This is a genomic window from Nocardia sp. CA-135398 (assembly GCF_050955845.1).
Taxonomy (GTDB): domain Bacteria; phylum Actinomycetota; class Actinomycetes; order Mycobacteriales; family Mycobacteriaceae; genus Nocardia.
Genome location: NZ_CP192084.1, coordinates 4,707,414 through 4,732,698 on the forward strand (window position 1 = coordinate 4,707,414; position 25,285 = coordinate 4,732,698).

At 68.9% G+C, this 25,285-nt stretch carries 18 protein-coding genes; 11 read left to right on the plus strand and 7 right to left on the minus strand.

Annotated features, from left to right (window positions below; genetic code table 11):
- Nucleotides 1–464 precede the first annotated feature (464 nt).
- From ACQP1T_RS20725 to ACQP1T_RS20740, 4 genes are all read left to right on the plus strand, one after another.
- Nucleotides 465–1,607, plus strand: coding sequence for an AAA family ATPase (locus tag ACQP1T_RS20725; RefSeq protein ID WP_433754703.1), 1,143 nt, complete (start codon nucleotides 465–467; stop codon nucleotides 1,605–1,607).
- 45 nt (nucleotides 1,608–1,652) lie between these two features.
- On the plus strand, nucleotides 1,653–3,341 hold the full coding sequence (locus ACQP1T_RS20730; protein WP_433754704.1) for a VWA domain-containing protein: 1,689 nt from the start codon (nucleotides 1,653–1,655) through the stop codon (nucleotides 3,339–3,341).
- Nucleotides 3,342–4,048: 707 nt separating this feature from the next.
- Entirely contained in the window at nucleotides 4,049–4,900 is an 852-nt protein-coding gene (locus tag ACQP1T_RS20735) for a hypothetical protein (RefSeq protein WP_433754705.1), read from the plus strand.
- A 106-nt stretch (nucleotides 4,901–5,006) separates the two neighbouring features.
- Nucleotides 5,007–5,480 carry a hypothetical protein gene (locus ACQP1T_RS20740; RefSeq protein WP_433754706.1) on the plus strand — a complete coding sequence of 158 codons (474 nt, stop codon included), beginning with the start codon at nucleotides 5,007–5,009 and terminating at the stop codon, nucleotides 5,478–5,480.
- 317 nt (nucleotides 5,481–5,797) lie between these two features.
- On the opposite strand, the gene ACQP1T_RS20745 is transcribed toward ACQP1T_RS20740, so the two are convergent.
- From ACQP1T_RS20745 to ACQP1T_RS20765, 5 genes are all read right to left on the minus strand, one after another.
- Complete coding sequence (locus tag ACQP1T_RS20745) at nucleotides 5,798–6,400, minus strand: hypothetical protein (protein ID WP_433754707.1); 603 nt, start codon at nucleotides 6,398–6,400, stop codon at nucleotides 5,798–5,800.
- Nucleotides 6,401–6,468: 68 nt separating this feature from the next.
- Nucleotides 6,469–7,902 (minus strand): cutinase family protein, encoded by a 1,434-nt coding sequence (locus ACQP1T_RS20750; RefSeq protein WP_433754708.1) that lies wholly within the window; start codon nucleotides 7,900–7,902, stop codon nucleotides 6,469–6,471.
- Between the two features lie 121 nt (nucleotides 7,903–8,023).
- Nucleotides 8,024–9,043 carry an NlpC/P60 family protein gene (locus ACQP1T_RS20755; protein ID WP_433754709.1) on the minus strand — a complete coding sequence of 340 codons (1,020 nt, stop codon included), beginning with the start codon at nucleotides 9,041–9,043 and terminating at the stop codon, nucleotides 8,024–8,026.
- Nucleotides 9,044–9,049: 6 nt separating this feature from the next.
- Nucleotides 9,050–10,075, minus strand: coding sequence for a replication-relaxation family protein (locus ACQP1T_RS20760; protein ID WP_433762279.1), 1,026 nt, complete (start codon nucleotides 10,073–10,075; stop codon nucleotides 9,050–9,052).
- Complete coding sequence (locus ACQP1T_RS20765; protein ID WP_433754710.1) at nucleotides 10,075–12,648, minus strand: type IV secretory system conjugative DNA transfer family protein; 2,574 nt, start codon at nucleotides 12,646–12,648, stop codon at nucleotides 10,075–10,077. The genes ACQP1T_RS20760 and ACQP1T_RS20765 overlap by 1 nt, the downstream gene beginning before the upstream one ends.
- A gap of 275 nt (nucleotides 12,649–12,923) precedes the next feature.
- Between ACQP1T_RS20765 and ACQP1T_RS20770 the strand changes: the two genes are divergently transcribed.
- From ACQP1T_RS20770 to ACQP1T_RS20780, 3 genes are read left to right on the plus strand one after another with little or no spacing between them, the layout of a single operon-like run.
- Nucleotides 12,924–13,997, plus strand: coding sequence for a tyrosine-type recombinase/integrase (locus ACQP1T_RS20770; protein WP_433754711.1), 1,074 nt, complete (start codon nucleotides 12,924–12,926; stop codon nucleotides 13,995–13,997).
- Complete coding sequence (locus ACQP1T_RS20775) at nucleotides 13,998–14,321, plus strand: helix-turn-helix domain-containing protein (RefSeq protein WP_433754712.1); 324 nt, start codon at nucleotides 13,998–14,000, stop codon at nucleotides 14,319–14,321.
- Between the two features lie 45 nt (nucleotides 14,322–14,366).
- Nucleotides 14,367–16,007, plus strand: a complete 1,641-nt coding sequence (locus ACQP1T_RS20780; RefSeq protein ID WP_433754713.1) for a tyrosine-type recombinase/integrase — start codon at nucleotides 14,367–14,369, stop codon at nucleotides 16,005–16,007.
- On the opposite strand, the gene ACQP1T_RS20785 is transcribed toward ACQP1T_RS20780, so the two are convergent.
- The gene (locus ACQP1T_RS20785) at nucleotides 15,923–16,969 is read right to left on the minus strand and encodes a TRM11 family SAM-dependent methyltransferase (RefSeq protein WP_433754714.1); all 1,047 of its coding nucleotides are present in this window, start codon (nucleotides 16,967–16,969) and stop codon (nucleotides 15,923–15,925) included. The genes ACQP1T_RS20780 and ACQP1T_RS20785 overlap by 85 nt on opposite strands.
- A gap of 101 nt (nucleotides 16,970–17,070) precedes the next feature.
- A complete protein-coding gene (locus ACQP1T_RS20790; RefSeq protein ID WP_433754715.1) occupies nucleotides 17,071–17,766 on the minus strand; it encodes a hypothetical protein in 696 nt (231 codons plus the stop codon).
- A 473-nt stretch (nucleotides 17,767–18,239) separates the two neighbouring features.
- Between ACQP1T_RS20790 and ACQP1T_RS20795 the strand changes: the two genes are divergently transcribed.
- From ACQP1T_RS20795 to ACQP1T_RS20810, 4 genes are read left to right on the plus strand one after another with little or no spacing between them, the layout of a single operon-like run.
- The gene (locus ACQP1T_RS20795) at nucleotides 18,240–19,169 is read left to right on the plus strand and encodes a hypothetical protein (protein ID WP_433754716.1); all 930 of its coding nucleotides are present in this window, start codon (nucleotides 18,240–18,242) and stop codon (nucleotides 19,167–19,169) included.
- Nucleotides 19,160–19,564 carry a pilin gene (locus ACQP1T_RS20800; RefSeq protein ID WP_433754717.1) on the plus strand — a complete coding sequence of 135 codons (405 nt, stop codon included), beginning with the start codon at nucleotides 19,160–19,162 and terminating at the stop codon, nucleotides 19,562–19,564. The genes ACQP1T_RS20795 and ACQP1T_RS20800 overlap by 10 nt, the downstream gene beginning before the upstream one ends.
- Before the next feature lies 1 nt (nucleotide 19,565).
- Nucleotides 19,566–21,434, plus strand: a complete 1,869-nt coding sequence (locus ACQP1T_RS20805) for a hypothetical protein (protein WP_433754718.1) — start codon at nucleotides 19,566–19,568, stop codon at nucleotides 21,432–21,434.
- Nucleotides 21,431–24,394, plus strand: coding sequence for a PrgI family mobile element protein (locus tag ACQP1T_RS20810; RefSeq protein ID WP_433754719.1), 2,964 nt, complete (start codon nucleotides 21,431–21,433; stop codon nucleotides 24,392–24,394). Before ACQP1T_RS20805 ends, ACQP1T_RS20810 begins: the two co-directional genes overlap by 4 nt.
- Nucleotides 24,395–25,285: the final 891 nt, after the last annotated feature.

Genomic DNA, 25,285 nt, shown 5'->3' on the forward strand with positions numbered 1-25,285 from the left:
TATCGCACCATATCCGCTGGTGAGGCGGCGTATATCCGGCGGGGGCTTACCCGGGATTGTCTATATACAAAGCTATATAGACATGCGTCGCCGTCATCCGTCGGCGGTCTCCTCTCGTCTGCATTGCGCCGTTCTCGCCCTTGTTATTTATCTCCGCGCGCCTCCTCCTGCTCCCTCCTTCTTTTCTTTTTCTTTTATTGCTTTTGTTGCGGGTTTGTCGTCGTGGCTGGGCGGGTTGCGTGCGTTTCATTCCATTCTTGCGTTGTCGATTATGGGGTCTCGCGGGGGAATTTTCGGGAATTGTTGGCTTTCGGGTTGTGGACTGGCTGTGAGCCGAGCTAGCGTCGAGCCGTGCCCCGGAATTCGCTGGGGAATTCACGAAATCCCATTGGTGGCCTCCGCCACACGTATGCCACGATCCGCGCAGCGGTACGTGAATTGGGTTCGACTTTAAGGAGACGAAAATGACTTCACCTCGTTTGGGTAACGGTGAATTGCGGCGCATGGTCGCCGGTGTGCTGGCAGATAATCCGGGTCGCGAACATTCCCCCCGTGAGATCGCGAAAAACCTGTCGCGCTCCTCCGGTGCCGTCGGCAATGCGCTCGAGGCACTGACCGCCGCCGGTCACGCCGACCGCACCGCCACCTCGCCACGCCGCTACCGCGCCAACTCCCACACTGCCGGAGCCGCGACCGCCCACGTCACGCCTGCCCCAACTGCCCCCGCCACGCCCGCTGCCCCCGCTGCCCCGTCCCCCGCCGCCCCTGCCGGGACCGCCCCGGCTAGGCGGCCCCGGGCTGCCAAACCGACGAGCGGGCCGGTGGCGCGTCCGAACGGGCAGATGTATCACCCGCGCAAACTCGCGGGCAGCACCGATGTGGATGTGCTGCGCACCATGCGCGCGGGTGAGGTACCCGTGCTGCTGTACGGGCCACCCGGAACCGGGAAGACCTCGCTGATCGAGGCTGCCTTCGGGGACCTGCTGACCGTGCAGGGCGATGGCGACACCACCGTCGCCGATTTCGTGGGCGAATACACCCAAGCCCCCGACGGCACTTTCGTGTTCGTGCACGGGCCATTGGTGAGGGCGATGCGCGAGGGCCGGGTGCTGTTCGTCGACGACGCCACCCTCATCGCCCCGACCGTGCTCTCGTGCGTGTACCCGGCGATGGACGGACGCCGCGAGATCGTGATCAAAGCCAACGGTGGCGAGGTCGTCAAAGCCGAGCCCGGGTTCTACATCTGCGCGGGCCACAACCCCGGTGTGCACGGGGCGATCCTGTCGGACGCGCTGGCGTCGCGGTTCGCGTTTCAGGTGCAGGTCTCGAGCGATTACGACCTCGCCACCAGCCTCGGGGTGAATCCGTTGGCGGTGCGGGTGGCGCGCAATCTGGCCACCCGCCAGACCAAGGGCGAGATCGGGTGGGCACCGCAACTGCGGGAACTGTTGGCGTTTCAGAAGATCGCCACCGCGACCAGCGAACTCACTGCCGCCGCCAACCTCATCGGTACTGCGCCCGAGGAGGACCGCACCATCGTCGCCGAGGTCGTCAAAACCGTGTTCGGTGCCAGCCTCGAGCCCTTGTCCCTGGGCACCCGCCTCTGAAACCCACACCCCCGCACCACTATCGGAGATAGGACACCCCTGGCCATGACCGCCGCCCCGCACGTGATCACCACTCCCACCGCCCCGACCGCCGCACCGCCCGCCCGCACCGGGTGGGAAACCCTCTCCGATGCGATGACCGCCGAAACCCCGGCAATCGCCGACCGCGACGACCTCACCGTGGTCATCGCCCCCGGCGCGGCCGACGGGAACCTCGCGATGTTCGTGCCCGACCGTGCCGCCATCGCGATCGAGGGCGCGAACCTGGGGATCGACCCTGCCACCGCCCGCCCGTGGCGGCCCGCCGACCGCAACCGCTACGCCCCCACCTGGGGCGCGCTCACCCACGAATGCGCCCACGCCACCCACACCCGCTGGAGTCCACCACCGACCGCGCACCCGCAGATCGCGGGGGCGGCAATACTTTTGGAGGAATCCCGCATCGAGGCCGCCCACCTGCGCCGCCGCCCCACCGACCGGCACTGGCTGCGCGCGAGTACCTGCGAGCTGGTCTTCGCCGACACCGGCGGCGAGCTGGCCACCGCCCGGCTCGCGCCCACCCGCTACGCCGCCGCCCACGCCGCCGCGCTCATGCTGGCCCGCATCGACGCGGGCGTACTCGACACCGACGAATGCGCACCCGCCACCACCGCGATCGAGACGGTGCTCGGCCGCGACACCCTGCGGCAATTGCGCACGCTGTGGCGCATCGCGCACCGGCTCTCGGACACCAACACCACCGGCATGCTCGAGCTCGGGCGGCGCTGGGCCCAGATCGTCGGCCCCGAACCCCACACCACCCCGCAACCAGGCTCCCCGCTGGGCGAAGCCGTCACCGGCGCCCTCGGGAACGTCGCGAAAAACGTTGCCGCACACCCACTCCCGCCCGATCCCGCCGACGTCGCCGACCGGGCCGCGCGGGAGGAGGCTCACCACACCGACCGCGCCGCCATGACAGCGAAGACCGTGTTCGGCACCCGGCCCGGCACCGGCCGCGTAGTACGCGCACCCCGCGACGATGAACGCGGGGCGGCGCGGGTGCTGGCGCGAGCCCTGAACACCGCCAGCCAGCGCGAGCGGGCGGTCACCAAGACCACCTCCGCGTTGCCCCCGGGCCGGTTGCGGATGCGTGGGGTGCTGGCGCGGGAAGCCCAGCGCGCCGCTGGGGCGGTCCCGACCGCGCAACCGTTCACCCGCACCACCGCCAAACCCGTTCCCGTGCCACCCCTGCGGATCGGGATCGCCTGCGACGTGTCAGCCTCGATGGAGGACTACACCGCCGATGTGGCCTCGGCCGCCTGGATCATTGCCACCGCCGCGAAACTCACTGTGATGCCAGCCGAAACAGCCACACTCACCTTCGGCGAGAAAGTGCACCCGATCACCTACCCGGGCACCGCCCCGGCGAAGGTGACCGACTTCGCCGCGCAGGACCTGTACGAGGCCATCGACACCGCCATCGACGCCCTCGACGGCGCGCTCGGACTGTCCCGGCGCGAGAACACCCGGCTGCTGGTCATCATCTCCGACGGCTGCTTCCGTGACGAGCCACGCGCCGCCGCGCAGAAGCGGTTGGATCGGTTGCGCGCCAGCGGCTGCGCGGTGCTGTGGCTGACCCCGGACGAGGCATGGTCCACCCCGCTGACCGGCGCGACCGTGCACGAACTCACCAACCCCGCCAACACCGCCGCCGCCATCGCCCGCGCCGCCGTGGCAGCCGTACGCACAGCATGACACTGCGCCGGGGCGGGTGGGCACACACCGCCTGCCCCTGGCACGAACGACCAGGGAGACGAAAAGTCGTCACCGACAACCGCACCGTCGCCGCGAATCCCGCAAACGCGAAACCCCGACGAGCTGCTCAACCGAATCCGCCCGATCGGCGAGGACGAACGTCCTGCGAGCAACGCCTTCGGCAACGCGGATGTACTCCGAAACCTCCACGGACCGCCGAGCCAATTACGAACGGCTCGATGCCCAGGCCACCCTCATTACGTCACTGGATGACCACCGCGCCACCGGCGGCCTACAGACATGAACAACCATCGGCGAGCCGCGATAACCACCGCCACACCGGAGCGATTCGCTCGCACCGCACCACCCAGCGACTCGCCCCGGTTCACCTCCATCGCCACCACCGCGCCGCGTGGTGGTGGCCTCGTCTTCGGTCGGTTCTTTCGCGCACATCGACTCACTGCGATAATGCGGAATTGTCGAATTCCTCTCGCGCTGTTGAATTTTCGGGAATGGACGAGAGGAATTCGGGGCGCGGAAGTTTTTTGCACGACCCGCTTGACATCGGCACGGGTATCGAGCGTCCATAGGAACGGGAACGACGCCGAACCCCCGGGGATTTTCCCGGATCCAGCGTGGTTTTCCGTCCCGGCCGGGACATGACCGAAACACCCACCGAAACCCCGTAATTCATGGAGGGACCTGTCATGTCCACACGTAAGAAGACCGCCACCACGAAGCGCCCGGCACCGGGCACCACCGACCCGGTCCCTACCCCGGCCGACACCCGGTCCGCCGCCGCCCCCGGCGGCGAACAGGGCGGCGAATCGGTCGCGGGTGTGCCCGTGCTGCGCACCGACACCGAGAAAGCGCTGTGGGCGGCGTTGGGCAACTATCCCGGATTCACCGCCGACGAGCTGGCGGGTGCGGCCGGGATCGCCGGTTCCACCACCCGGCGCATCCTGTCGGCCTGGGAAACCACCGGGAACGCCCGCTCCCACCGTGACCCTGAATCCCCTCGCGCGGCGAAAACCTGGACCACCGCCGAACACGCCACTGCCGCTCCCGCCGCCGACACCGGCACGACCGAACCGGATGCCGCCGAGCCGACCGCACCCGCCGCCGCTGACGGGGCGGACCCGGTCACTGTTGAGCCGACCGAACCCGAGACCGACTCTGTGTCTTCGCAATCCGACGCGATCGCGCAGCCAGACAGCGTGCCAGCCGAACCCGAGCCGGACACGGGGCAGCCGGAAACGCCCGTAGCCGCCGCTACGGGCGACGAATCCGTCCCGGCCCCCGATTCCCCGGCCCTGGTCCCGGATGCGGTAGCGGCGCAGCCCGAGTCGGCGGAGCGGTTGGCTCCGGGGGCGTTGCGGGGACAGGTGGAGGACTTCCTGCGTGATCACCCGGGCGAGGAGTACACCCCGCACCAGATCGGTAAAGCCCTCGACCGGTCGAGCGGGGCTGTGCACAACGCCCTGGTCAAGCTCACCACCCTCGGCACGGCCAGCCAGACCGGCGAGGGGCCCAAGAAGTTCGCCCTCGCCGAGGGGTGACCCGCCGCCTGTGCGGGCCGGGCCCCAGCGGCAGCCCTGGGGACCAGGGCACCGCACCCGTTTCTCGTCCGACTCGATCGCAAATTTCTGAAAGGCCCTACCAATCATGAACGACATCTCCGTCCCTGCCGTCGTCGCGGCAGCTCTGCATCGTGTATTCGCCTCCTCCCCGCACGCGCCCGACAGCCTCGAAATGTGGCTGGCGGTCACCGCCGAGGCCACCCACCAACTCACGACTCCCGGCGAACCCGTCGCGTCGCAGTGGCTTCCGGTGTTCGCCTACTACCGCCGAGAGCGCATCGGGGCCGAATACCACCCCGTCACCGCCGCTGTGCGGGTCACCACGGGACCGCTGACCGGCGTCACCTACATCGACCCCGACAGCGCGTGCCGAGCTATCGTCACGACCTATTCCAACCCTGCCCCTGCCCCCGAAGTCGAGGCCGACGGTGACGGTGACGGTGACGACATGGTCGAGCTGATGACTCTGGTACCGACGTGGCGGCTGGATGTCGATGACGCCCCGGCCCCGCACGCACAGCCCGCCGTGCCCCCGGCCGTGCCCCCGATGAACGACTAGCCTGCCCGCACGCTGAACGGCCGGTGGGGCCAAGCAGAAGATCTGCTCGGCCCCACCGGCCGCTTAGTTTGTGAAATGGCTGGTGTCGGTCTATGTGACCGGCGGGAGGCGGCATTCCGTTCGTGCGCTAGTCCCCCGAATCCCGCGTAGCAGCCTCGACTCGGACACAGGTGTCGTCGGCCCGCAGGGAGAGGTGTCCAGTGAGGCCGTCGTCCCGAGACGGATGCTTTCGAGTCGCGAAGGTGTGTGGGCAAGTCGGCCAGACGGGGTCCGTCATTGGTTCGGCAGGCTATGCAGGACAGGCGATTACGAACCACTTAGTGCGCGCACGGAGGCAAGTTCGAGTTCAACTCGAAGACGGTCCGTGCGATCTTGAGGCCCAGCTGAAAGTCCATGCCATAGAACCGCTCTGACCGACCGAGCATGCAGCCATGGAAGCCCTCTGCGGCGGTCAGAGCGACCTGCTCCAATTCCTGCGCTCTCTCCGTTCCCGGGGAGATCCAGCCATCGAGCAGAACCCAGCCGTGTGGCTCCGCAGCCCGAATATGTTCATTAATCCGCTCCATCCCGCGGGTGGTGTGTCCGAACATGATGTACTGCCACTCGCCGGGCCCCTGGAAATCCAAGACATACAGCCTGTCAGCGCGCACCGCATCGGTCTCGACGTAACGCTCAAGCCCATCGCGAATTACTCGGGTTGCCAGACGCAGGCGATCCGAAAGTGGATGATAGGGAACAGGAATCACCGGTCCGAGAGCTCGCATTTCCGCTCGTATCTCGTCGATCATCGCCTGGGGCAACGGTCCTGGAATCAGCGGCGTCGTGCACGTTACGAGGTCCAGTCGAGCGGGATCGTGGAGCGGTATCGGCGATACGTCTGCATCGAAAAGCAGCTCACCCATCGTGACGGCGGTATGCATATCGCTGGATCATTCCAGCAGTGGGCGACAGGTTTTCGCGTCAGACCCGAGCCGTCCGACCACACCATCTACTTCGTGTGGTCGACGGCGTGTTCGAGCCAGTCCAGCAGCTCGGTGGTGGCGGGGGCGTAGCCGTTGGCGTGAACGCCGGTGGCAGCGAATCGGGCCGCGTCGCTTCCCTGGCGGGCCAGATCGCCCAGCGCGGTGCTGGTAGCGGGACTGGTGGTGGCGGTGTAGGTCTGGGCGAGCGAGCCGAACCGGGTTCCGGTGAACGCGGAGGCGGTAGCCGTGAGGAGGTCGGCGGCGACAGGGACGACTCCGGACAGCGTGAGCAGCGCGGCGAGGGGGTCACCAGCGGCGAGTGTCTCGACGGCGGTCCAGGCGATCTCCTGGGCTCTGCCGATGTCGGCGGCGATCCGTGCGATGTCGAGACCTGCGAGGACCCCGACGATCTGCGCGGCCACCCCGACCCAGCCCGAGGTGTCCAGCGGCGCGGCCAACGTCAACGCGCGGGCCACGAGATGCAGGTCGATTCCGGCGACCATGCCGACCAGGGGGTTGAACTGGTTGTTCAGGTCCCCTGCGACTCGGTGCAGGCCGGGGATGTCGCCGGTGGCGATCAGTGCGGGTAGCTGTGAGAGGTCATTGATGATGGCGGGCACGTTCGCGGCGAACCCGGAAAGCCCACCCAGCACGGTGACCACCTGCGCGAGCACCTGCGAGGGATCCAGTCCCACGGTCGAGTCCGGGCTCGTGGCCGGTGCCGTCGTGCCCGTGCTGGGCGCCGTTGCCGACATCGAGTCCGGGACCTGGGTGGAGGTCACGGCGCGGCCTACCGCGGCGAGGGCCGGTGATGCCTGGGGTGAGGTCGAGCAGTAGAGGTCACCCTCGGCACACAAGCTGCGGACACGGTCGGTGAGATCACCGAAGTCCTGGGAGCGGGGGCCGGCGATCCCCTGGCCGGACACGGGATCCCCGAGTTGGGCGGTGGTGGGGTCGCGGCGCGGGTCGGAGACGAGTCCGACCGCGACGACTCGGGAGGCGGGTATCGGACCTTGGTTGTTCCCGATCATGGTGGCGAGGTCACCGACGATATCGGCGCCTTGGGAGTAGCCGGCGAGCACCACTCGCGTGCCTGAGCACAATCGGGCGAGGGTGGCGGTGAGTGCTTGTGCGCCTTGGGTTTGCGAGGTGGCATAGGGGGCGGCAGCGGCGGTGTAGGCGAGAGTGCGCACGTCGATGTCGCTGCCGTAGCGGGCGGTGAGTCCTTCGGCGATGGGGGCCAGCATCCCCACCGGCCGCGCCGGGTCGGCGGCCGGGGTGGTCTCGGATGTGCCCGGTACCAGCAGCGCGGTCCAGCGTGGGCAGGGCGCGGCGGCAGGGGCCGGTGTCGGGTCTGCGGCGGCGACACCGGCCCCGACGACGGTCGCGGCGGTGACGGTGGCACACAGCAGCGCACGAACGGAGCGGCGGGTGTGGGCGAGCCGGTGGTGGGTGTGCATGGTGGTGGGTCCCCCTGTCAGGTTCGTGCCTCGGTGCCCGGGATTCGCGGTCGCCGAGACGTTTTCGCAGAAAGCCGGGGTAGGGTTCGGTAGTCGTGGAACAGCGAGCCTCGGCGCCGGGCTACGGTGAGGCGCGGAAATCGCTCTGTGCCGCAGGGGGAATGGCGGCGGGGCGAGTAGCGGCGTAGTAGTCGTCGCCGCGCCAGCGGTAGTCACTGACTTGGACGGGCTGTCCCACATCCGGTGCGTGGACCATCCGCCCTCCTCCCAGGAACAGGCCGACGTGATGGACATTGTTGTCGGTGGTGCCGTAGAACACGAGATCTCCAGGGGCGAGCTGGTTTTCGGGGATGCGTGGCCCGGTGTGGATTTGGTCGTAGGTGGTACGGGGCAGGGTGATTCCGGAGGCCCGGTAGGCGGCTTGGGTGAGCCCGGAACAGTCCCAGCCCCCGTTGACCTCGGGGCCGTTGCCGCCCCACACGTAGGGCTGGCCGAGCTGGCCGCACGCGAAGGAGATCGCTTGTGCGACAGCGGGACTCTTGGCAGCGATGCTGCGGCAGTCGCCGCCGCCGGAGCCGGTGGTGGCGCGGTAGCGGGCGGCTTGGTCGAGGACTTGGTCCACATACCAGTCGGCGTGGTTGTAGGCGAAGATCGCCGCACGCAGATCAGCGGGTGCGCCGGAGTCGCACAGGTAGTGGGCGGCGGCGTGGATGGCGTCGCTGGGGTTGTAGCGCGAGGGCGGGCTCGCCCCACCCGCAGGCAACCGGTGCCGGGCCACCACGCCCTCGAAGGTTGGTTCGAGAAATTGCATGAGGCCCCCGGCCCCGGCCGAGTTCTCCCCGGACCGCACGCCCGGCAGGGGTGAGCGGCTGTGGTCGGTCTCGATCTTGCCGATCGCGGCGAGCACCGACCAGTCCAGACCGGGACAGTCCCTGGCAGCGTCCTGGTAGAGCACCAGCAGTTCCGGCGGGATGTCTTCTCGTGCTTGGGGACTCGGTGTGCTGCCCGCGCCCGCAGACGAACCGGAGCCGAGAGCGGGTAGCGGCTGCTGGTAGACGATGACGGTGGTGACCACGGCGGCGATCACGACGACACAGAACACGACCGAAACGCAGCCCGCGCCGAGGGCTTTGACCAGCATCGGGTCTCACCGGTATTCGAGTGTGGGCGGGCGAAGCGGCGGTGGTGGCGCGAGCATGACCTGACCGCCGAGGGTGGCCGTGCTGTGCTCGGTGTCGATATCGGGGTCGGGGGTGGTGCGGCGAGGCCACACGGTGGCCAGCTCCCACAGGCGTAGGCGGGTCGCGCTGGTGGTGTCGAGGGGTAGCCACACCCGGTCGGCGGGGCTCGGATCGGGAAGAGGGGCAAGGAGTTCGGCGGCGGCGGTGGCGACCGGCACCGCCTCGGGGTCGGGCAGTCGCTCCCACGTCTGGCGTACACGCTCGCGCGCGTTGATCTCTCGTGTGGTGGTCGGCACCCAGAACAGGACGGGGGTGATGAGGCCGGTGGTGCGGGCCAGTTCGCTGTAGCCGCCGAGTTTGGCGGCCACGCGCGGCAAGGATGTGGTGGCGAGGTCGTATTCGAGGAAGAAGTCCAGCACCGTGCCCGAGCGGGGGTGGGTGTAGCGGCCGAAGGCATCGGGGCGCGCGAGGTCTCCCCATAATCGCTGGCAGCGGGTCTGTGACCACCAGGTGCTGACTCGCGCGCCGTCATCGTCGCTGATGTGGTGGCGGTAGTGGCTGGTGAGGGCGGTGAACCAGTCGCTGATCCCGAGGGTGTGGGTCAGGTGCAGGCTGTGGGCGATGGCGAGGGCGGTTTGGTGGTTGTAGCCGAGTTCGCGCACGCTGGTTCCGGCTTCGGCGGCGAGCACGGCGGCTCCGGCGGGGGCCAGGACCCAGTGGGAGGGGGCGCTGCCTCGGGTACGCAGGGGCCGGAACCGGTCGATGACGCGGTAGTCGTGCAGGATCGCCAGGCGCCGCAGGGCGAGTTTGGGGGTGGGGAAGGCTAATTCGGCGAGGTGGTTGGTGGTGAGTACGCGGTGCTCGTGCAGCATCCGCAGGATCCAGCGGTCACGCTCGGTCAGCCGCGCCACGAGCGCGACGGTGTCGCTCGAGCGGGGCCGGGCCGGGCGCGGCGCGCGGAGATCGGATTGCCGATCGGGGTGGGCGATCATCACTGCGGGGAACCTTTCTCCGACGACCTCGACCCGGCGGTGGTCTGCGGGAGCCGGGGGTCGCGCGGGGCTGGTGTCGCGCCGCTCGGGACGGCGGGTTTGCCGCCGGACGCGGGTTCGGGTGTGGTGAGGCGGGCGCGGGCGGCGGCGGCGATCTCGCGAGCACGCCCTGGGGTGGGCGGGGGCAAGGGCCGGGTGGTGAGGGTGAACGGGCGCGCGTTCTGCCCGTCGACCAGCAGCCGCGCAGCGGCATGGAAGGCGTCGAGGTGGGTCAGGTCGTGCTCGGACAGCCATGGGTCGGTGTGGCGGGCCAGATCACGCGCGTCGTCGGGGGACACGGCGAAGATGATTTTGTTGCGGGCGTTGGCGGAGATGCCGTCGCGCAGTTCGCGGGTGAGCTGTCCGAGGTTCTGGTGGGCGAGGGATAGTGATAGGCGTAGTCCGCGGGCTTCGGCGAGCATGTCCTCGACCGGGGTGGACAGGTTCAGGAAGTTCTGTGCCTCGTCCAGCACCAGACTTGCGTCGGGGCGGTCGGCGGCGGGGATGCGGGCGCGGGCGGTGACGGCCTGCCAGGTACGCGCGACGAGCAGGGAGCCGACCAGGCGGCTGGTCTCTTCGCCGAGTGAGCCTTTCGGTAAGCGGGCGAGGCAGATTCCGCCGTGGTCGAGGATGTCGGCGAATTCGACGGTGGAGGGTCCGCCCGCGATGGCCGAGCGCACGAACGGCCGCAGCAGGAACGCCCGCAGTTTGTTGAGTAGCGGCCCGATGAGTTGGGCGCGACCGGTATCGGTGAGTTGTTCGTAGCTGTCCCAGAATCCGCGCAGGACCGGGTCGGGTGTGGTGCGGGTGACGCGGTGGCGGAAGGCGGGTTCGGTGAGCAGGCGGGGGAGGTCGGCGAGGGTGGGGGTGCCGGGTTGGGCGCACAGGGTGAGCAGGCTCGCGCGCATGATGTCGTCGGTGCGCGGACCCCACCACTGGCTGAAGATGCGGTGGAACACGGTGACGAGGTTGTCCACCGCCAGATCCAGACCGGCCCGCCCGGTCCGACCGATATCGAGGGGGTTCACACACGGTGGCGGGGCCGGGGAGTCGGCATCGAAGAGCACCACCCGGTCCCCGAAACGCGACGGTAGTCGGGACAGGACGTCGGTGACGAGGTCGCCTTTCGGGTCGATGACGATCGTCCCGCGCCCGGCGTCGGCGTCGTCGAGGATCATCCGCGCCAGCAGTGTCGATTTCCCGACGCCGGTGGGGCCGAGGATGTGCAGGTGATGGCGGGCGTCGGAGACCTTGACCGCGACCGGGCGACGCCCACCGGTATCGGCAACACCGAGAGGTTTCGTATGTGGTCCGGCGGTGGGGATCTGGGGTGCGGGGGACAGGGCACGGGCTCCGGCACGTTGCAGTCCGGGCAGCCCATCGTCGGCGGGCAAATGGGCGATCGCGGCCAACTCGGGCACCGACAACACGTCCCCCCGCCCGAGCCGCCGCTCACCCAGCAGCTGGCCGAGTCGGATGCGGCGACGCCGCCGGTAGTAGTTGTGGTCCGTGCAGGCCCCGAACACCGTCGCCAGAGCATCCGCCCGTCCGCGTGCCACCGCCCGCGCCTCGGAGACGGCGGCGGCCCGGTCGGGGTCGTCGGACACCGGGATCGAGACCGCGTAGCGCACGACGGTTTCCCAGTGCGGGCCTCGCGCTTTCCCTGCCGCCGCTCGCGCGGCGGCGGTGTACTCCATCGCCGTTTGCCGGTCACTCGCCCGCCCGTCGGCCGCCGCGCCACCGGTGCGCGGGGAGCGGGTGAGAGGGCCTGGGGTGAGCAGGTTCAACACGTCGCGTAGCAGCGCGGCCACGAACCCGGCCGGTGTCCTCGTGACCCCGGCGGTGCGGGTGGCGCGGGCGACGCGACGGCCGGTGACCGGGCGAGCCAGGATCTGCACGCACGCGGCCTGCCCGGGTGCGAGGTCGTCAGCGGCGGTGATCAGGTCCCGCACCAGCTCACCGCTGTAATCGGTACGCAACGGCAACCCTTCGCGGCGGCCAAACCGCAACTCACCGCCCGCCAGGATCCGCCGGGTGCCGTCCGTAGAGTTCGTCAGCGGTGGTCGGGTGGTCTTGCTGGTGTCGGTGTGCGCGCCGGGCCACGCGGAGGCGACCGCGCGTTCGATCAACCCGGGCGGAATACTCCCGGGGATCCATAGCCGGATCGCGGCCCCGTCCTCGGGAGTCACGGTGTACTCGAACCCCAGATGCGGCTGCCCCAACAGCAGCCGCGCCCACGGCGGGCGTAGTTGCCCGATCAGATGCGACCAGAACGCGAGCGCGCCCTTCGCGTCGACCTCGGGCGGAGTGAGCACAGTGACCTGTCGAGCACGCGCACTCAGCCGGCCTCGCCGCAGCCTCGCCACCGCCCGCACCGCGGCGAGCACACCGGCCACTCCCGACACGACCACGATCGCGGCCTGAGACAAGACGGCGTGCTCGATCGTCGCGGCGAGATCACCCAGGGTCGTGCCGGGTGCGAGCAGCATCCGGCCCAGCCATCCCTGTTCGGGACTCGCGATGGTGGTTTTCACGCGGCCACCGCCCCTGCCTGGCTGGGTTGTCCGCTCGTGCCCCGGAACGGAGCGGCCCCGTATTGGAGCCCTCCGTGTGTGCCCCGGTGTTCGGTGGTCGCCGAGAGTTCGACATCACTTGAGTTCGATCGAGTTCCCTGGGCCCGTGTGCTGCTGACCAGGTGGTTGATGTATTCCGTTGGCCTCCTGTCGAAGTTGAGGTTGCTTCGAGATTTCTGAAGTGATTTCATTGGGCCTGAACATCTTTCGGTTGCGCTGAAGGCAGGGTGCCTGGGTTGGCTGTTGCTGCGGTTCGGGATCTGCGGTCGCTTCGACCTGTGGCGTCGCCGGAGGAACTCGAGGCGTTCGAGACCGATGTGCTGGCCGGGTTGGTGCTTGCGCGGTCGGCGTCGGGGTTGACCGACGCCACGATTCGCGGTGACTTGAGCAACTTGGAACAGATCCGGGACTGGTTCGGCCGCCCACTGTGGGAGATGGAGCCGCCGGACGCGGACGCCTATTTCGGGCGGGAGCTCCGCAAGGCCGCTCAAGGCACCAGACATGCTCGGGCGCAAGCTCTTTCGTTGTATTTCGAGTTTCTGGAGTTGCGGCACAAAGTCGAGTTGCATGCGATGACCGGGCGGGTGGTCGAGTGCCCGATCGACGAAATGAACCGGCCGCGGGGACGCAAGGACGCCAAGTTGCGGATCCCACCCTCTGCCACCGAGATCGACACGCTGTTCACCGGATGGGCGCGGGAGCTTTCGACGTGCCGGAAGTTCACCCCGACCGCACGCAACTACGCGGCGGCGCGGCTGATGGCCGATGTCGGTATCCGGGTCAACGAGGCCCGGCAGCTGGATCTGGCCGATATCCGTTGGGAGTTGGGAAGATTCGGCAAACTCCATGTCCGGATCGGCAAAGGTGCACGAGGGTCGGGGCCGCGGGAACGGATGGTGCCGTTGATCAACGGCGCCGACCGCGCCTTGCGCTGGTATGTGCAGGACGTGTGGGGCCAGTTCGGCGACGAGCCCGACCGCCACGGTGCAGCGTTGTTTCTCTCCGAACGCGCCGCCGCCGACGGGAGCCGGTCCCGGGTCGGCTACGACGTGCTGCGAGCAGGGCTTGCCGCGGCGACCGCGACGCACCTGCCGTCGTGGGCCGGGAGGCTGACTCCCCATGTGCTGCGGCACTTTTGCGCGTCGCAGCTGTATTTGAACGGCATGGATTTGATCTCGATCCAGGAAATGTATGGCCATGCCTGGGTCGCCACCACGATGAAGTACGTCCATGTCCACCGGTCCCGGATCGAGGAGGCCTGGATCGCGGGCCAGCGACGCGCTGCGACACGGCTGGAAGGGTTGATCTGAATGCAATGGAACCTGCGCCTGGCGGCAGCCAACCGAGGAATCTGGCAGGCCTCGCAGCTGCAACGGCTGCTCGCCGAACGCGGCCTGGTGATCTCCGGCGGCAAGATGTCGCACCTGTGGTCCGGGCAGCCGGCCTCGATCAAACTCGCCGATCTCGATGTCATCTGCGCTGTTCTGGGGTGCGAGGTGGGTGAGCTGCTGCTGCCCGAGCCCGATGCCGTCGCAGCACCACTGACCGACACCGACACCGACGCGGCGGCGGTGAACGCGCCACCGCGCATCGTCCCGCGCCGCCGGGACGGGCGCTCGATCCCGCCCCGGTGATCGGTGGTCACCCGAGACGGCACCGGCGCAAAGATTGCCCGGTCGGTGACCAGCTGCAATGAATGCCTGGCCTGGGGGCTCACCTACGCCCAAGGCGTCTGTCTGGCCTGCTACAACTTCGCGGCCGCCCGCTTCCGGCAAGTGGTGGGTGACTGCCGGGCCTGTCGGCGTCGAGTCCGGCTGAGGAACGGTTACTGCCGGTTGTGCTGGTGCCAAGCCCGAGCCGATCGCGCGGTCACCGCCGACGGCCCGCGAGCGAAAGTTGTTCTTGCACCGCATCTTTCGAAGGTCAGCTATCACCAACTGTTCCTCGCCGATACCTACCGGCCACAAGCGCAGCCCCGCATAGTCGAGCGGCGCTACGGGACGAAAGGGCGCCCGCCCAAGCAGGCCCCGCCCATCGCGGGCCGCCCCCTCCTCGATGGGGTGCAGTTGGTGTTGTTCGACGATCTTGCCCGGACCTACCGGCCCAGCAGCATCGATCTCAGATCCGTTGCTGCACCGGATAATCCATGGCTCGCCTGGGCGCTGCACCTGGCATGGACTATGGCCGAAACCCACGGCTTCGCCCCCGGGCTGCGCCGAGCGCTCAACCGGAACCTGATCATGCTGCTGGCCACCCACGCCGACGTCGACACCGTGCGCGTCTCGGATTTCCACCGGCTGATCTGCCGCCGCGGCAACTCGCTGATCCACGTGATCGACGTGCTCTCGGCCATGGGCGTGCTTGTCGACGACCGACCGAAAGTGTTCGATACCTGGCTGGAAGCCAAAACCGACGACCTCGCCCCCGCCATTGCCGACAGTGTCGCGCGCTGGGCCCACATGCTGCGCGAGGGCGGGCCACGCCGACTTCCACGTCACCCCTCCACCGCAACCGGCTACATCAATTTCATCCGGCCCGCGCTGCTGAACTGGTCGAGCCGATACAGCCATCTGCGCGAAGTCACTCGCGCCGACGTGCTCGCCCACCTCGACACGCTGCGCGGCGAGGCCCGGAGCAACGCCATGGCCGGGTTGCGGTCGCTGTTCGGCTGGGCCAAACGAGAAGCCCTGATCTTCCGCAACCCCTGCGCGCGAATCCGGCTCTCCAAGGCGCCGCCACGGATCTGGCAATCGTTGTCCGACAACGAGATTGCCGCAGCTGTCAAAGCGGCAGACACTCCTCCCGCCAGACTGTTTGTCGCGCTGGCGGCCATCCACGCCGCACGGCCCGGCCAGATCCGGGCTCTGCATCTCGACGATGTCGACCTCGGCAACCGGCGCATCACCATCAGCGGGGGAGCTCACCCGCTCGACCCGCTCACCCACCAACTGCTCATCGACTGGCTCGACCACCGCCGTCAGCGCTGGCCGCACACCGCGAACCCGCACCTGCTGATCAGCAAGGAAAGCGCCCTGCGGACCGGACCGGTCAGCGCCGCCTTCCTGCAGAACCTGCGCGGGCTGCCCGCGAACCTGGAGCGGCTGCGCATCGACCGCCAACTCGAAGAAGCCCTCGCCTGCGGCGGCGACCCACTGCACCTGGCCGCCGTGTTCGGAATCGACCCCTCGACCGCGATCCGCTACGCCACCAACGCCCGAAAACTCCTCGACGACCCTCACGCCGCCTTACCCCCGGAGTCCTTGCCAACCCAAGGGTCGACCCCCGATAATAGTGGCGATCCACACTTGGGTTCATCCTGAAAACCCTTGAGTTCCAACGAACTTCGGCACCTCGCGGGCTTGCGGAGGATGACGACGTCCTCGTGCGCGATCAGGTGCATGGGTAGCCCGGCGGCGCGCTGTTTGACGATGAAGTCGCGTTGGAAGAAGCTGCTGCGCGCGACGAGGTCTCCCTCGGACAGTCGCCCCAGTAGTGCGACGCAGCGTTCGACCGGGACGAGCCCGGCGAGGGTGCCGCAGGTGATCAGGTGCGCGGGCAAATTCACCAACTCCGCGTGCTGACGCCAGGGCCGGGCGGTGATGACGACGTGGCCGCCCGGGGCGAGGTATTCGGCGGCCCCGGTCAGGATGCGGGTGAACCCCGACAGCAGTCGGCCGAGCCCGACGTTGGCGAGGTTGCCGCGATCCAGGACTGCCCCGTAGCGGTGGTTGGATTTGCGCACGCCCTGCCCGGCGCGCACCCGGACATGGCCGTGGACGGAGTCGCCGTAGGGCGGGGAGGTGATCACCAGATCCACCCGGCCCCGCAGCTCCTGCGGCAACAGGGTGGGGAGTTTGCGGGCGTCACCGGTGTAGACGGCGGCGTCGAGATCGATCCCGGCCTCGTGGGCGAGCCCGATGTTGGTGCGCGCCAGCTCGGCCCACCGTGTCTCGTATTCGACACCGACCGCGCGGCGGCCGAGGTGCAGGGCTTCGACGAGGGTGGTGCCGATCCCGCACATCGGGTCCAGCACGAGGTCACCGGGACGGGTGTAGGTCGCGACGGCGTGTTGGACGATCGCGGGGAACATCTTCGCCGGGTGGGCCACGCTGTCGGGGTGATAGCGGCCCCGCCGCTGCACCGTGGGCGCGTTCTGGGCCGTCGCCCACACCGACACCGGCATCACGGCGGGACCGGTCCCGGTCGCGGTGCCCGAGTCGACAGTGCCGGAGTCGAGGGTCCCGGTGTTCGTGGTGTCGGGGGTGGTGGAGTCGAGAGTCATCGGGGTCCTTCGCGAGATCGGTCGGTCTGTGGCGCCTCGGCGTGCCCGCGAGGCCGGTGGTGGGGGCACGGGGATGGCGGGAGGATTCATGGCGGGAGGTGTCACTGCGGGAGGGACTCCTGGCAGCGGGGCAGTAGGAACGCGAACACGTCGGTGTGCGCGACGGTGTGCGCGACCAGACCCCGATCGGCGCCCGAGTCGGGTGCGGTGGCGGGCGGTGGGGCGGTGATGGTGGTGCCGGTGACGGGGACGGCGATGATGTGCTGGAGGTAGAGCAGATCGGCGGCTTGGGCGGCGGCCACGACCGCACCGGCCGGGTCGATAAGCACCCCGGAGCGGCTGTGGCGGCAGCGCCCGAGCACAACCAGCAGCCCGCCCATCGCCAACCGCTGCACCGCCAGCGTGGCGACCTGCTCGGCGGCGGCCACCGGGTCGAGGTGATCGGCCAGCAGGCTGACCAGAACCAGATCCACCGCCTCATCCGTGCCGGTGTGGGGTTCGTGGTGGGCGGTGCGGCCGAGGGTCTCGACGCTGGCGCACGCGGTCGCCGTGTCCGCCGCGACCGCGTGCAGGCCACCACGCGTGGCGGGGGCGGGCCAGCCGAGCAACAGCACCCGCCCGCCCGGGGCGCAGAACTCGCGCACCGCGCGAGACACGATCGGTTGCGGCCATCGCTCGCCCGGATCGAGCGGGTCGCTTCCGGCGGCCCACACGGTCGCCGGGACCACCACCGAGGCCGAGGCACGGGGGTCGCCGGTGGTCGACCGGGACAGACGCTGACGGGATTTCGCGGTCATACGGGGGCGCTCCTGACGGTCGGAGAGAACGGTGTGTACTCGTCTACTTCCGCCGAAAACACCTTTTCGGGACACCGCCGACAAAACTTTTTCGAACAATTTTTTGCACACGAGAATCCAGCTGTGCTGGGACCGCCTATCCGACACGGGAGCGAACACGGGAGCGCCGGTATCGAACCACGGGGTTAGAAGATCTTTTGAACCTTTTAAATGGTTTGCCGATGGCCGCGGGGGTCATATCCGAAACATATCCTGTTCATATTTGCGCGCATATCCAACCTGCTAGTTAGCACATTCACATCGCACCTAGCAGGTTCGGTGCGGCGGGTGCCGAATGATTGCTCGATCGGCGTGGATATGTTTTGGATATGGTTCGGGTGTAGTTCGGATGAGGTTTGGGTGTGTTTTGGATATGGGTGTTCGGTTCCCTTGTGAGGTCGGAATCTTTCGTGATTCCACCGAACAGGGAGTTGATGGTGACGAATTTGGAATTCGTGAATTCCTCGAGGTCGCATGGTAAAGCGCGCACGCCGTTGGGGGTGGTGTCGGCGACGTTCGACCGGATCGCCGGGCAGACCTTGCCCGCCGACCCGCGACCGGCACCAGGACCGTCGGGAAAGCGGGTCGAGTTGTGGGGTGGGTTGCGTGAGTTGCTGCGGGATCCCGGTCTGCCGATCGCTGCGGTCGACGCGATCTGGGTCTGGCTGATCGAGCGGTCCCGAGCCCACGGTGGGGACGCGACCCTGGTGTGCGCGAGTCTGGCCGAGCCGATGCTCGCGGGCATGGCAGGGTTGTTCGCCGCGCCGGGCAGCCGCAATCGCGACGACCTCGAGTCCGAGGTGTTGACAGGGTTCCTCACCCATCTCGGATGCGTCGAGCTGGATCGGCCGGGCGTATGGCACCGGCTGCGGTGGGCGGCCTACCGTGCCGCGATCAGAGCGGCGAACCAGCAGCAGTCGGTGGGGGTGTCGGTCGCCGACCTCGAGCGTGATCTCGGCCCGATGGCTAAGCACCGGCTGCTGATGGTGCCCGGGCCGAGACACCCCGAGACGGTGCTAGCCGAGGCCGTCGCCGCCGGGGTGATCAGCGCCGAGGCAGCGGAGTTGATCGCGATATCGAGGTGGGAGCGTCGCACGCTGACCTCGCTCGCCGCCGAACGCGGGCAGTCGCTGTGGAAGCTGCGCAAACAACGCCGACGCGCCGAAGCCCGACTCGTGGCCTGGCTGACCGAACGCACCCACGACCTCGGCCGCACCAGCATCGTCGAAGCCCACGCGGTGAACACCCTCGCACCGGTCGAGGCCACCGGGGGATCACCGGAGCGAGCCCGTCAGCGAAGGAAACCACCCCTGCCACCGAGTCGGTCGGCCACCGGAGACGGGGAGGTGCGCACATGCGCGTGACTCGACTCCCCGACACCGCCACAGCACTCACACTTCGCGTGCCCGTCCGGCGATGGGCCATGATCCTCGCGACCGCCTGCACCGTAGCGGTGGTCGTCACGGTGGCGGCGGCCGGTTCCGCGTCGGCCACACCACCGCCGCAGCCGCCGGTGCAGGCGATCGCGTCCTCGCTGGATCAGGTGCTCGACAACCTGCGCAACTGGCTGATCGGCATCCTCGCCGCCCTGGCCACGGTCTGCCTCACCGTCGCCGGTGCCCGCTATCTCATCGGGGCGGGTGACCCAGCCGAGATGGAGAAGGCCAAGAGCGCCTTCCGCGCGGCCTGCCTGGGGTACGCGCTGGCGATGCTGGCCCCGGTCATCGTCACCGTCCTCAAGTCGATCGTCGGGGCCTGACGTGAGCGCCCCACTACTAGCCCGCCTCGCGCCTGTGGTCGGGCTGCGGGCATCGCGTACCGGCCGCCCCGCTGCGGCCACGGTCGCGGTGGCGCTCGCGGCGGTGCTGATCACCCTCGCCGGTGTGGTGAGCGCCGCCGCGCAACCACCACCGATGCCCGTGCCGCTGCCGTCGGCTCCGGCGACACCCGCACCCACCACCACGACACCGGCTCCGACCTCGGCGGTGCCTCCGTCGCGCTGGATCACGCCGCCACCCACCACCAGCCCGGCCTCGCCCACCCCCGGTGTTCCCGACTCGGCAGTCCCGACCCCGGCGAGCCCGCCGGGGTCGGGGCCGGGGGCTGGTGAGTGCGGGGTGAGCAACATCTCCGGCTGCGTGGCGAAAGCGATCGACGGGTTCTTCCAGCGTCTGGTCGACTCCGCGCTCAACCCGCTTCTCGAATTGGTGTCGCAGACCCTGCTCACCACCCCCGAACCGGGCGATCTGCCGCAGGTCGGTGCGTTGTGGAATCAGTCGTGGCAGCTGGTGCTCGCGCTGTACGGGCTGGTGGTGACCGCGGCCGGGGTGCTGCTGATGGTGCGCGAAACCCTGCAGACGCGATGGTCGTGGCGAGAGCTGGTGCCACGGCTGGTGGTCGGGTTCATCACCGCAGCGATGAGCATGGTCATCGCGACCGCAGCGATCGGATTCGCCAACGCGCTAGCGCAAGCGCTCTCGGGTAACGGTGTCGACTCCGACTCCGCCGCCGCCGCGTTGACCCAGCTGGCATCGACCGGCGGCACCGCGCCGGGGACCTTCACGATTCTGCTGCTGCTCGCGCTGGTGGTGATGCTGGTCGTGCTGCTGGTCTCCTACGTGGTGCGCGTCACGGTCACCGTCATCCTGATCGTCTCCGCGCCGCTGGCGTTGATGTGCCACGCCCTCCCCGGCCTCGAGATGGTGGCGCGCTGGTGGTGGCGCTCGTTCGCCGCGTGCCTGGCGATCCAGGTGGTGCAGTCGCTGACTCTGGTCACCATCTTGCGGGTGTTCCTGACCCCGGACGGATGGAACTTCTTCGGCCCCACCGCCAACGGGATTGTCGATCTGATCGTCGCGCTCGCCTTGATGGGTGTGCTGATCAAGACCCCGTTCTGGCTGCTATCGGTGCTGCGGATCGGCCACGGCCGCACCCTCGTCGGCTCGATCGTGCGCAGCTACGTCGTCTACAAAACCTTCGGCCTACTGAAAGGCACCAGCACGGGGCGCGGGCGCGGCGGACCGGCCACGCCCGCCCAGCTCCGACAGCGCGGGCGGCGCACCGTCGCATCCGGGTCGCCGGATCCGTACGCGCGGGTGCGCGCCACCCGCGACGGACAGCTGATGCTGCCCCTGGAGGGCGTGCACCGAGTCCGGCGGCAACCTTCCCCGGCCTCTGCGCAGCCCACCGCTGCGCCGAAAACCACGGGTCGCGCGCCGCGCGGGAGACAACTCGCGTTCGACTTCACCCCGGCCGACCCCTACCGGGGGACTCGACCCGGGCGGGACGGTCAGTACCCGTTACCGATCCCGGTGAGGAGAGTGAAGCCCACGCGACCGCCTGTACCTCCACGCGCGACAGTTCCGCGAGGCCGCCGACCCGAACAGCTCTCATTCGATTTCGAGACGCCCGCACCGTCGGATCCCTATGACCGCATCCGGCCGTTGCGTAGCGGCCAGTATCCGCTGCCGTTCCCGGTGAATCGAATCCGGCCCGCGCCACCACCGCCCACACCTCCTCAACCGCCACCCGCGTCGACGCCGTCGCCGGGACGGCAGCTGCATCTGCCGCTCCCGGATCTTCCCGTCCGCCGCCGCAGGTCCCGCGCTCCCCGAGGAGGGCTTCGATGACGACTCCTGTGCGTATTCCCGCTGATGTCGAGCGCAGTGACCGGTTGCTCGGGCCGTTCACCGCTCGCCAACTCGCCATCCTCGCCACCGCCGCGCTCCTGTTGTACTCGGCGTGGATCGCCACCCGCGCGGTGATCGCGCCGCTGGTGTTCCTGGCCCCCGCCGCTCCGATCGCGGCCGTGGTCACCGTCGCGATCCTCACCCGCCGCGACGGGCTCCCCGCCGACCTGCTGCTCGTGGCCGCGATCCGACACCGCCTGCGTTCGCGTCACCTAGTGACCGAATCCGAGGGTGCCGTGCTCGCGGCACCAAGATGGATCACCGACCGCGCCACCCGAGCCCGGCCTCGCCCGCCGGTTCCGACAGCGTTGTCACCCGAGGAGTTGCGGTTACCGCAGTCGGTCACCAGCAGCAGTAGTGGCGGTGTCGGGGTGATCGACCTCGGGGCCGATGGGCTCGCGGTGGTCGCGGTCGCGGGCACCCTCAACCTCGCCCTGCGCACCCCGGCCGAGCAGGACAGCCTCGTCGGGCAACTCGCGGGCTGGCTGCATACCCTGCGCCAACCCGTGCAGATCCTCATCCGCTCGGCCCGCCTGGACCTGTCCACACACCTCGCGGGCCTACACACCGCCGCACTGGAGATGTCCCCGGACCTGGCTGCCGCCGCCCACGACCACGCCGCACACCTGAGCGAGTTGGCGGCCGGGGAGCACCTCACCCGCCGCCAGGTCCTGTTGATCTGGAGAGAATCCCTCGACAATCCGGCCGCCGCGACCTCACCCGGAAGGTGGCTGCTCGGGCGGGGCCGGGCTCGCCGCGGATTGTCGGCCGGCGCGCGCCGGGCAGCCGAGTCACGGCTACTGCGCCGCATGACCGAGGCCGCCGACACCCTCGCCCCGCTGGGGGTCACGATCACCGCCCTCGATGACCTCCAAGCCACCGCCGTCCTGAGCGCCTGCGCTAACCCCGAGGGACTCGTATCGGCCGCCGCCGATGCTGCAGCCCGCGAGGCCATCATCACCGCCGCCGGATGCACCGACACCGACTCTCGCCGCGCCGACCCGTTCGCGCTCGACACCGGGTTCGCGCCCGAGTCGCTGACGATCGGCACCCGCCACCTACAGGTCGGGTCCGATTGGGCGGCGACCCTCGCGGTCACCGGATATCCGCGCGAAGTCACCGCCGGATGGCTCGCGCCGCTGTTGACCCATCCCGGGCGGGTCGAGGTCGCCGTGCACATCGATCCCGTCGACCCGGTCACCGCCGCCACCCGGCTACGCCACCAACTCGCGCGCCTGGAATCCTCCCGAATGCACGACGCGAGCCGAGGGCGACTAAGCGACCCGCAGATCGATGTCGCCGTCGAGGACGCCGCCGAGTTGTCGGCGCGTGTAGCTCGCGCCGAGGCGCGGCTGTTCCGGGCCGGGGTGTATCTCACCGTGCACGCCGACACCGAAACGGAACTGGCTGATGAGGTCGCCGCAGTGCGGGCGTTGGCAGCGAGCCTGCTCATCGACACCTGCACCCTCGCCTACCGCGCCGCCCAAGCCTGGGCCACCACCCTGCCCCTGGGCCTCGATTTGATCCGGGTGCGGCGCACCTTCGACACCGCCGCCCTCGCGGCGGCGTTCCCGTTCGACTCCCCACAACTGCCCGCCGCCGACCCCGTCCACGCCGCACGCCCCGAAGGGGTGCTCTACGGCCGCGACGCCGCCTCGGGGTTGTTGTTCGTGGACCGGTTCGCCCCCGAGGCCCACAACCACAACATGGTGATCCTGGGCCGTAGCGGGGCGGGGAAGTCGTATCTGGTCAAGACCGAGATCCTGCGCTCGCTCTATCGCGGTATCGAGCAGGTCGTCATCGACCCCGAGGACGAATACCGGCGCCTGGCCGAAGCGGTCGGCGGCACCCATATCCGACTCGGCACCACCGGGGGCCGACTCAACCCGTTCGACCTGGAAATCCACACCCGCCCCGACGGCCGTCGCAGTGCCCCCGCCGACGCCCTCACACGCCGGAAGCTGTTCCTGCACACCCTGATCCACGTCCTGCTCGGTGACCAGACCTCGGCGCAACGTGCAGCACTGGACACCGCCCTGACAGCTACCTATGCCGCTGTCGGGATCACCGAGGACCCTGCCACCTGGACCCGACCCGCCCCGACACTGAGCCGATTGCGTGACCACCTGGGCAGGCTCGCCACGCCCGCCGCCGAAGAGTTGGCCGCCGCGCTGCACCCGTTCGTCGGTGGCGGGGCCTATGCCGGGTTGTTGGACGGGGCGACCACCACCGACCCCGAGGGCGCGCTGGTGGTGTTCTCGCTGCGCGAGTTGCCCGAGGAATGCAAGACGATCGGGACCCTGCTGGTGTTGGACGCGACCTGGCGGCGAGTGTCGAGCCCGGCCGAGCGGCGGCCTCGGATGATCACGGTGGACGAGGCGTGGCTGCTCATGCGCCAACCCGCCGCAGCTGAGTTCCTGTTCCGGGCGGCGAAGAGTTTCCGCAAACACTGGGCCGGGCTCACCGTCGCCACCCAGGACAGCGCCGATGTGCTCTCCACCGAGTTGGGGCGCGCGATCGTGTCCAATGCCGCGACCCAGATCCTGTTGCGTCAGGCCCCGCAAGCCATCGACGAGGTCGCCGCCGCGTTCCGGCTCTCCGAGGGCGAACAACAATTCCTGCTCTGCGCGGCACGCGGCAGCGGCCTGCTCGCAGTCGGCGGCACCGACCGCGCCGTCTTCGCATCCCTGGCCTCACCCACCGAAAACGCTTTGATCACTACCGATCCCAGCGAACTCGTCACCACGGGCGATGACGGCGACAGCGATATCGACCTCAACGCGCTGCCATCGCTGCCTGCACTGACCGACCCCGGCCATGCCGGGACCGCTACCTCAGATCACGGTGCCGACGACACCGACAGCGGGGAAGAGGTACTCCTCGACGGTCGGTCGGTATGAGCCCGGATTCGCCACACTCGCGCCACCGAGCACCGCCCCCGACCCACCCCGGCGGCAACTCGGTGCCCGAGGACACCACAGCAAAGGGGAGCGGCCGAGGCGGGCGCTCTGGTGCTGCGGTGGCTGGGTTGCGCTGTTACACAAGCATCTTCTTCCGGATGCCCACGCGCGGCGCCGTCGCCGATCACGGGGACCGGATTCCACGCAGCCCATGCAGGACTACACGCATACCCGACGCCGGGACCGGATCAGGTGTCGCACCACACGAATGCGCGGCTGCCACCATTTCTGTGACGGCAGTCGGATTCCCACGTACCCGACCCGGAATCAGCAGCACCACGGCCCGAAACGAGTCGCGCCGAAAATCCCGCAGGCACCCACGCACTGTGGTGCGGGCAATCCCGGGGTTCGCTTGACGACGGCCGGTGTAGGGAGCGTTCATGGACCCGCATTCGGGCACGGCCGATACGACATCGATACGGGAAACGGGATGAAATGACCTACACACCAAAAGAACTCGACTTCTCGCAGCCTTCGCGGAAGTCGCTGTCGTCGTGTCGGAATACGACCGCGTCGCGGCATGGGTGCCGAAATTTCGGAGGCGGACATCGAGATTCGGATCGCCGAGGGTGCGGACGGTGAGAGGCTCGCCGATCAACAAGCCCCGGATTCTATGGAAGGTCACCAAATGGCAATTGGGTCAGAACAATTCAGAGAATGGGCAGGAGAACGCTGCCGTGGAAATCGGCCCACCGTTCCCGATAGGGGTTGACGACCAGGCGTTTACCGAGCGTGGATGTGACCGCGTGTTCGGTGCATGCGTCGACGGTCCCACCCCTCACCGGCTTCGAAGGAGTAGTTGATGAGTGCTGCATTACAGGATGGCGACAC

Coding starts and splice junctions, on each gene's coding strand:
- ACQP1T_RS20745 (WP_433754707.1), bottom strand. CDS start 6,400: ATGCATACCGCCGTCACGATGGGTGAGCTGCTTTTCGATGCAGACGTA.
- ACQP1T_RS20760 (WP_433762279.1), bottom strand. CDS start 10,075: ATGATCGCCCACCCCGATCGGCAATCCGATCTCCGCGCGCCGCGCCCG.
- ACQP1T_RS20735 (WP_433754705.1), top strand. CDS start 4,049: ATGTCCACACGTAAGAAGACCGCCACCACGAAGCGCCCGGCACCGGGC.
- ACQP1T_RS20750 (WP_433754708.1), bottom strand. CDS start 7,902: ATGCACACCCACCACCGGCTCGCCCACACCCGCCGCTCCGTTCGTGCG.
- ACQP1T_RS20795 (WP_433754716.1), top strand. CDS start 18,240: ATGGTGACGAATTTGGAATTCGTGAATTCCTCGAGGTCGCATGGTAAA.
- ACQP1T_RS20785 (WP_433754714.1), bottom strand. CDS start 16,969: ATGACTCTCGACTCCACCACCCCCGACACCACGAACACCGGGACCCTC.
- ACQP1T_RS20790 (WP_433754715.1), bottom strand. CDS start 17,766: ATGACCGCGAAATCCCGTCAGCGTCTGTCCCGGTCGACCACCGGCGAC.
- ACQP1T_RS20730 (WP_433754704.1), top strand. CDS start 1,653: ATGACCGCCGCCCCGCACGTGATCACCACTCCCACCGCCCCGACCGCC.
- ACQP1T_RS20800 (WP_433754717.1), top strand. CDS start 19,160: ATGCGCGTGACTCGACTCCCCGACACCGCCACAGCACTCACACTTCGC.
- ACQP1T_RS20725 (WP_433754703.1), top strand. CDS start 465: ATGACTTCACCTCGTTTGGGTAACGGTGAATTGCGGCGCATGGTCGCC.
- ACQP1T_RS20755 (WP_433754709.1), bottom strand. CDS start 9,043: ATGCTGGTCAAAGCCCTCGGCGCGGGCTGCGTTTCGGTCGTGTTCTGT.
- ACQP1T_RS20810 (WP_433754719.1), top strand. CDS start 21,431: ATGACGACTCCTGTGCGTATTCCCGCTGATGTCGAGCGCAGTGACCGG.
- ACQP1T_RS20775 (WP_433754712.1), top strand. CDS start 13,998: ATGCAATGGAACCTGCGCCTGGCGGCAGCCAACCGAGGAATCTGGCAG.
- ACQP1T_RS20740 (WP_433754706.1), top strand. CDS start 5,007: ATGAACGACATCTCCGTCCCTGCCGTCGTCGCGGCAGCTCTGCATCGT.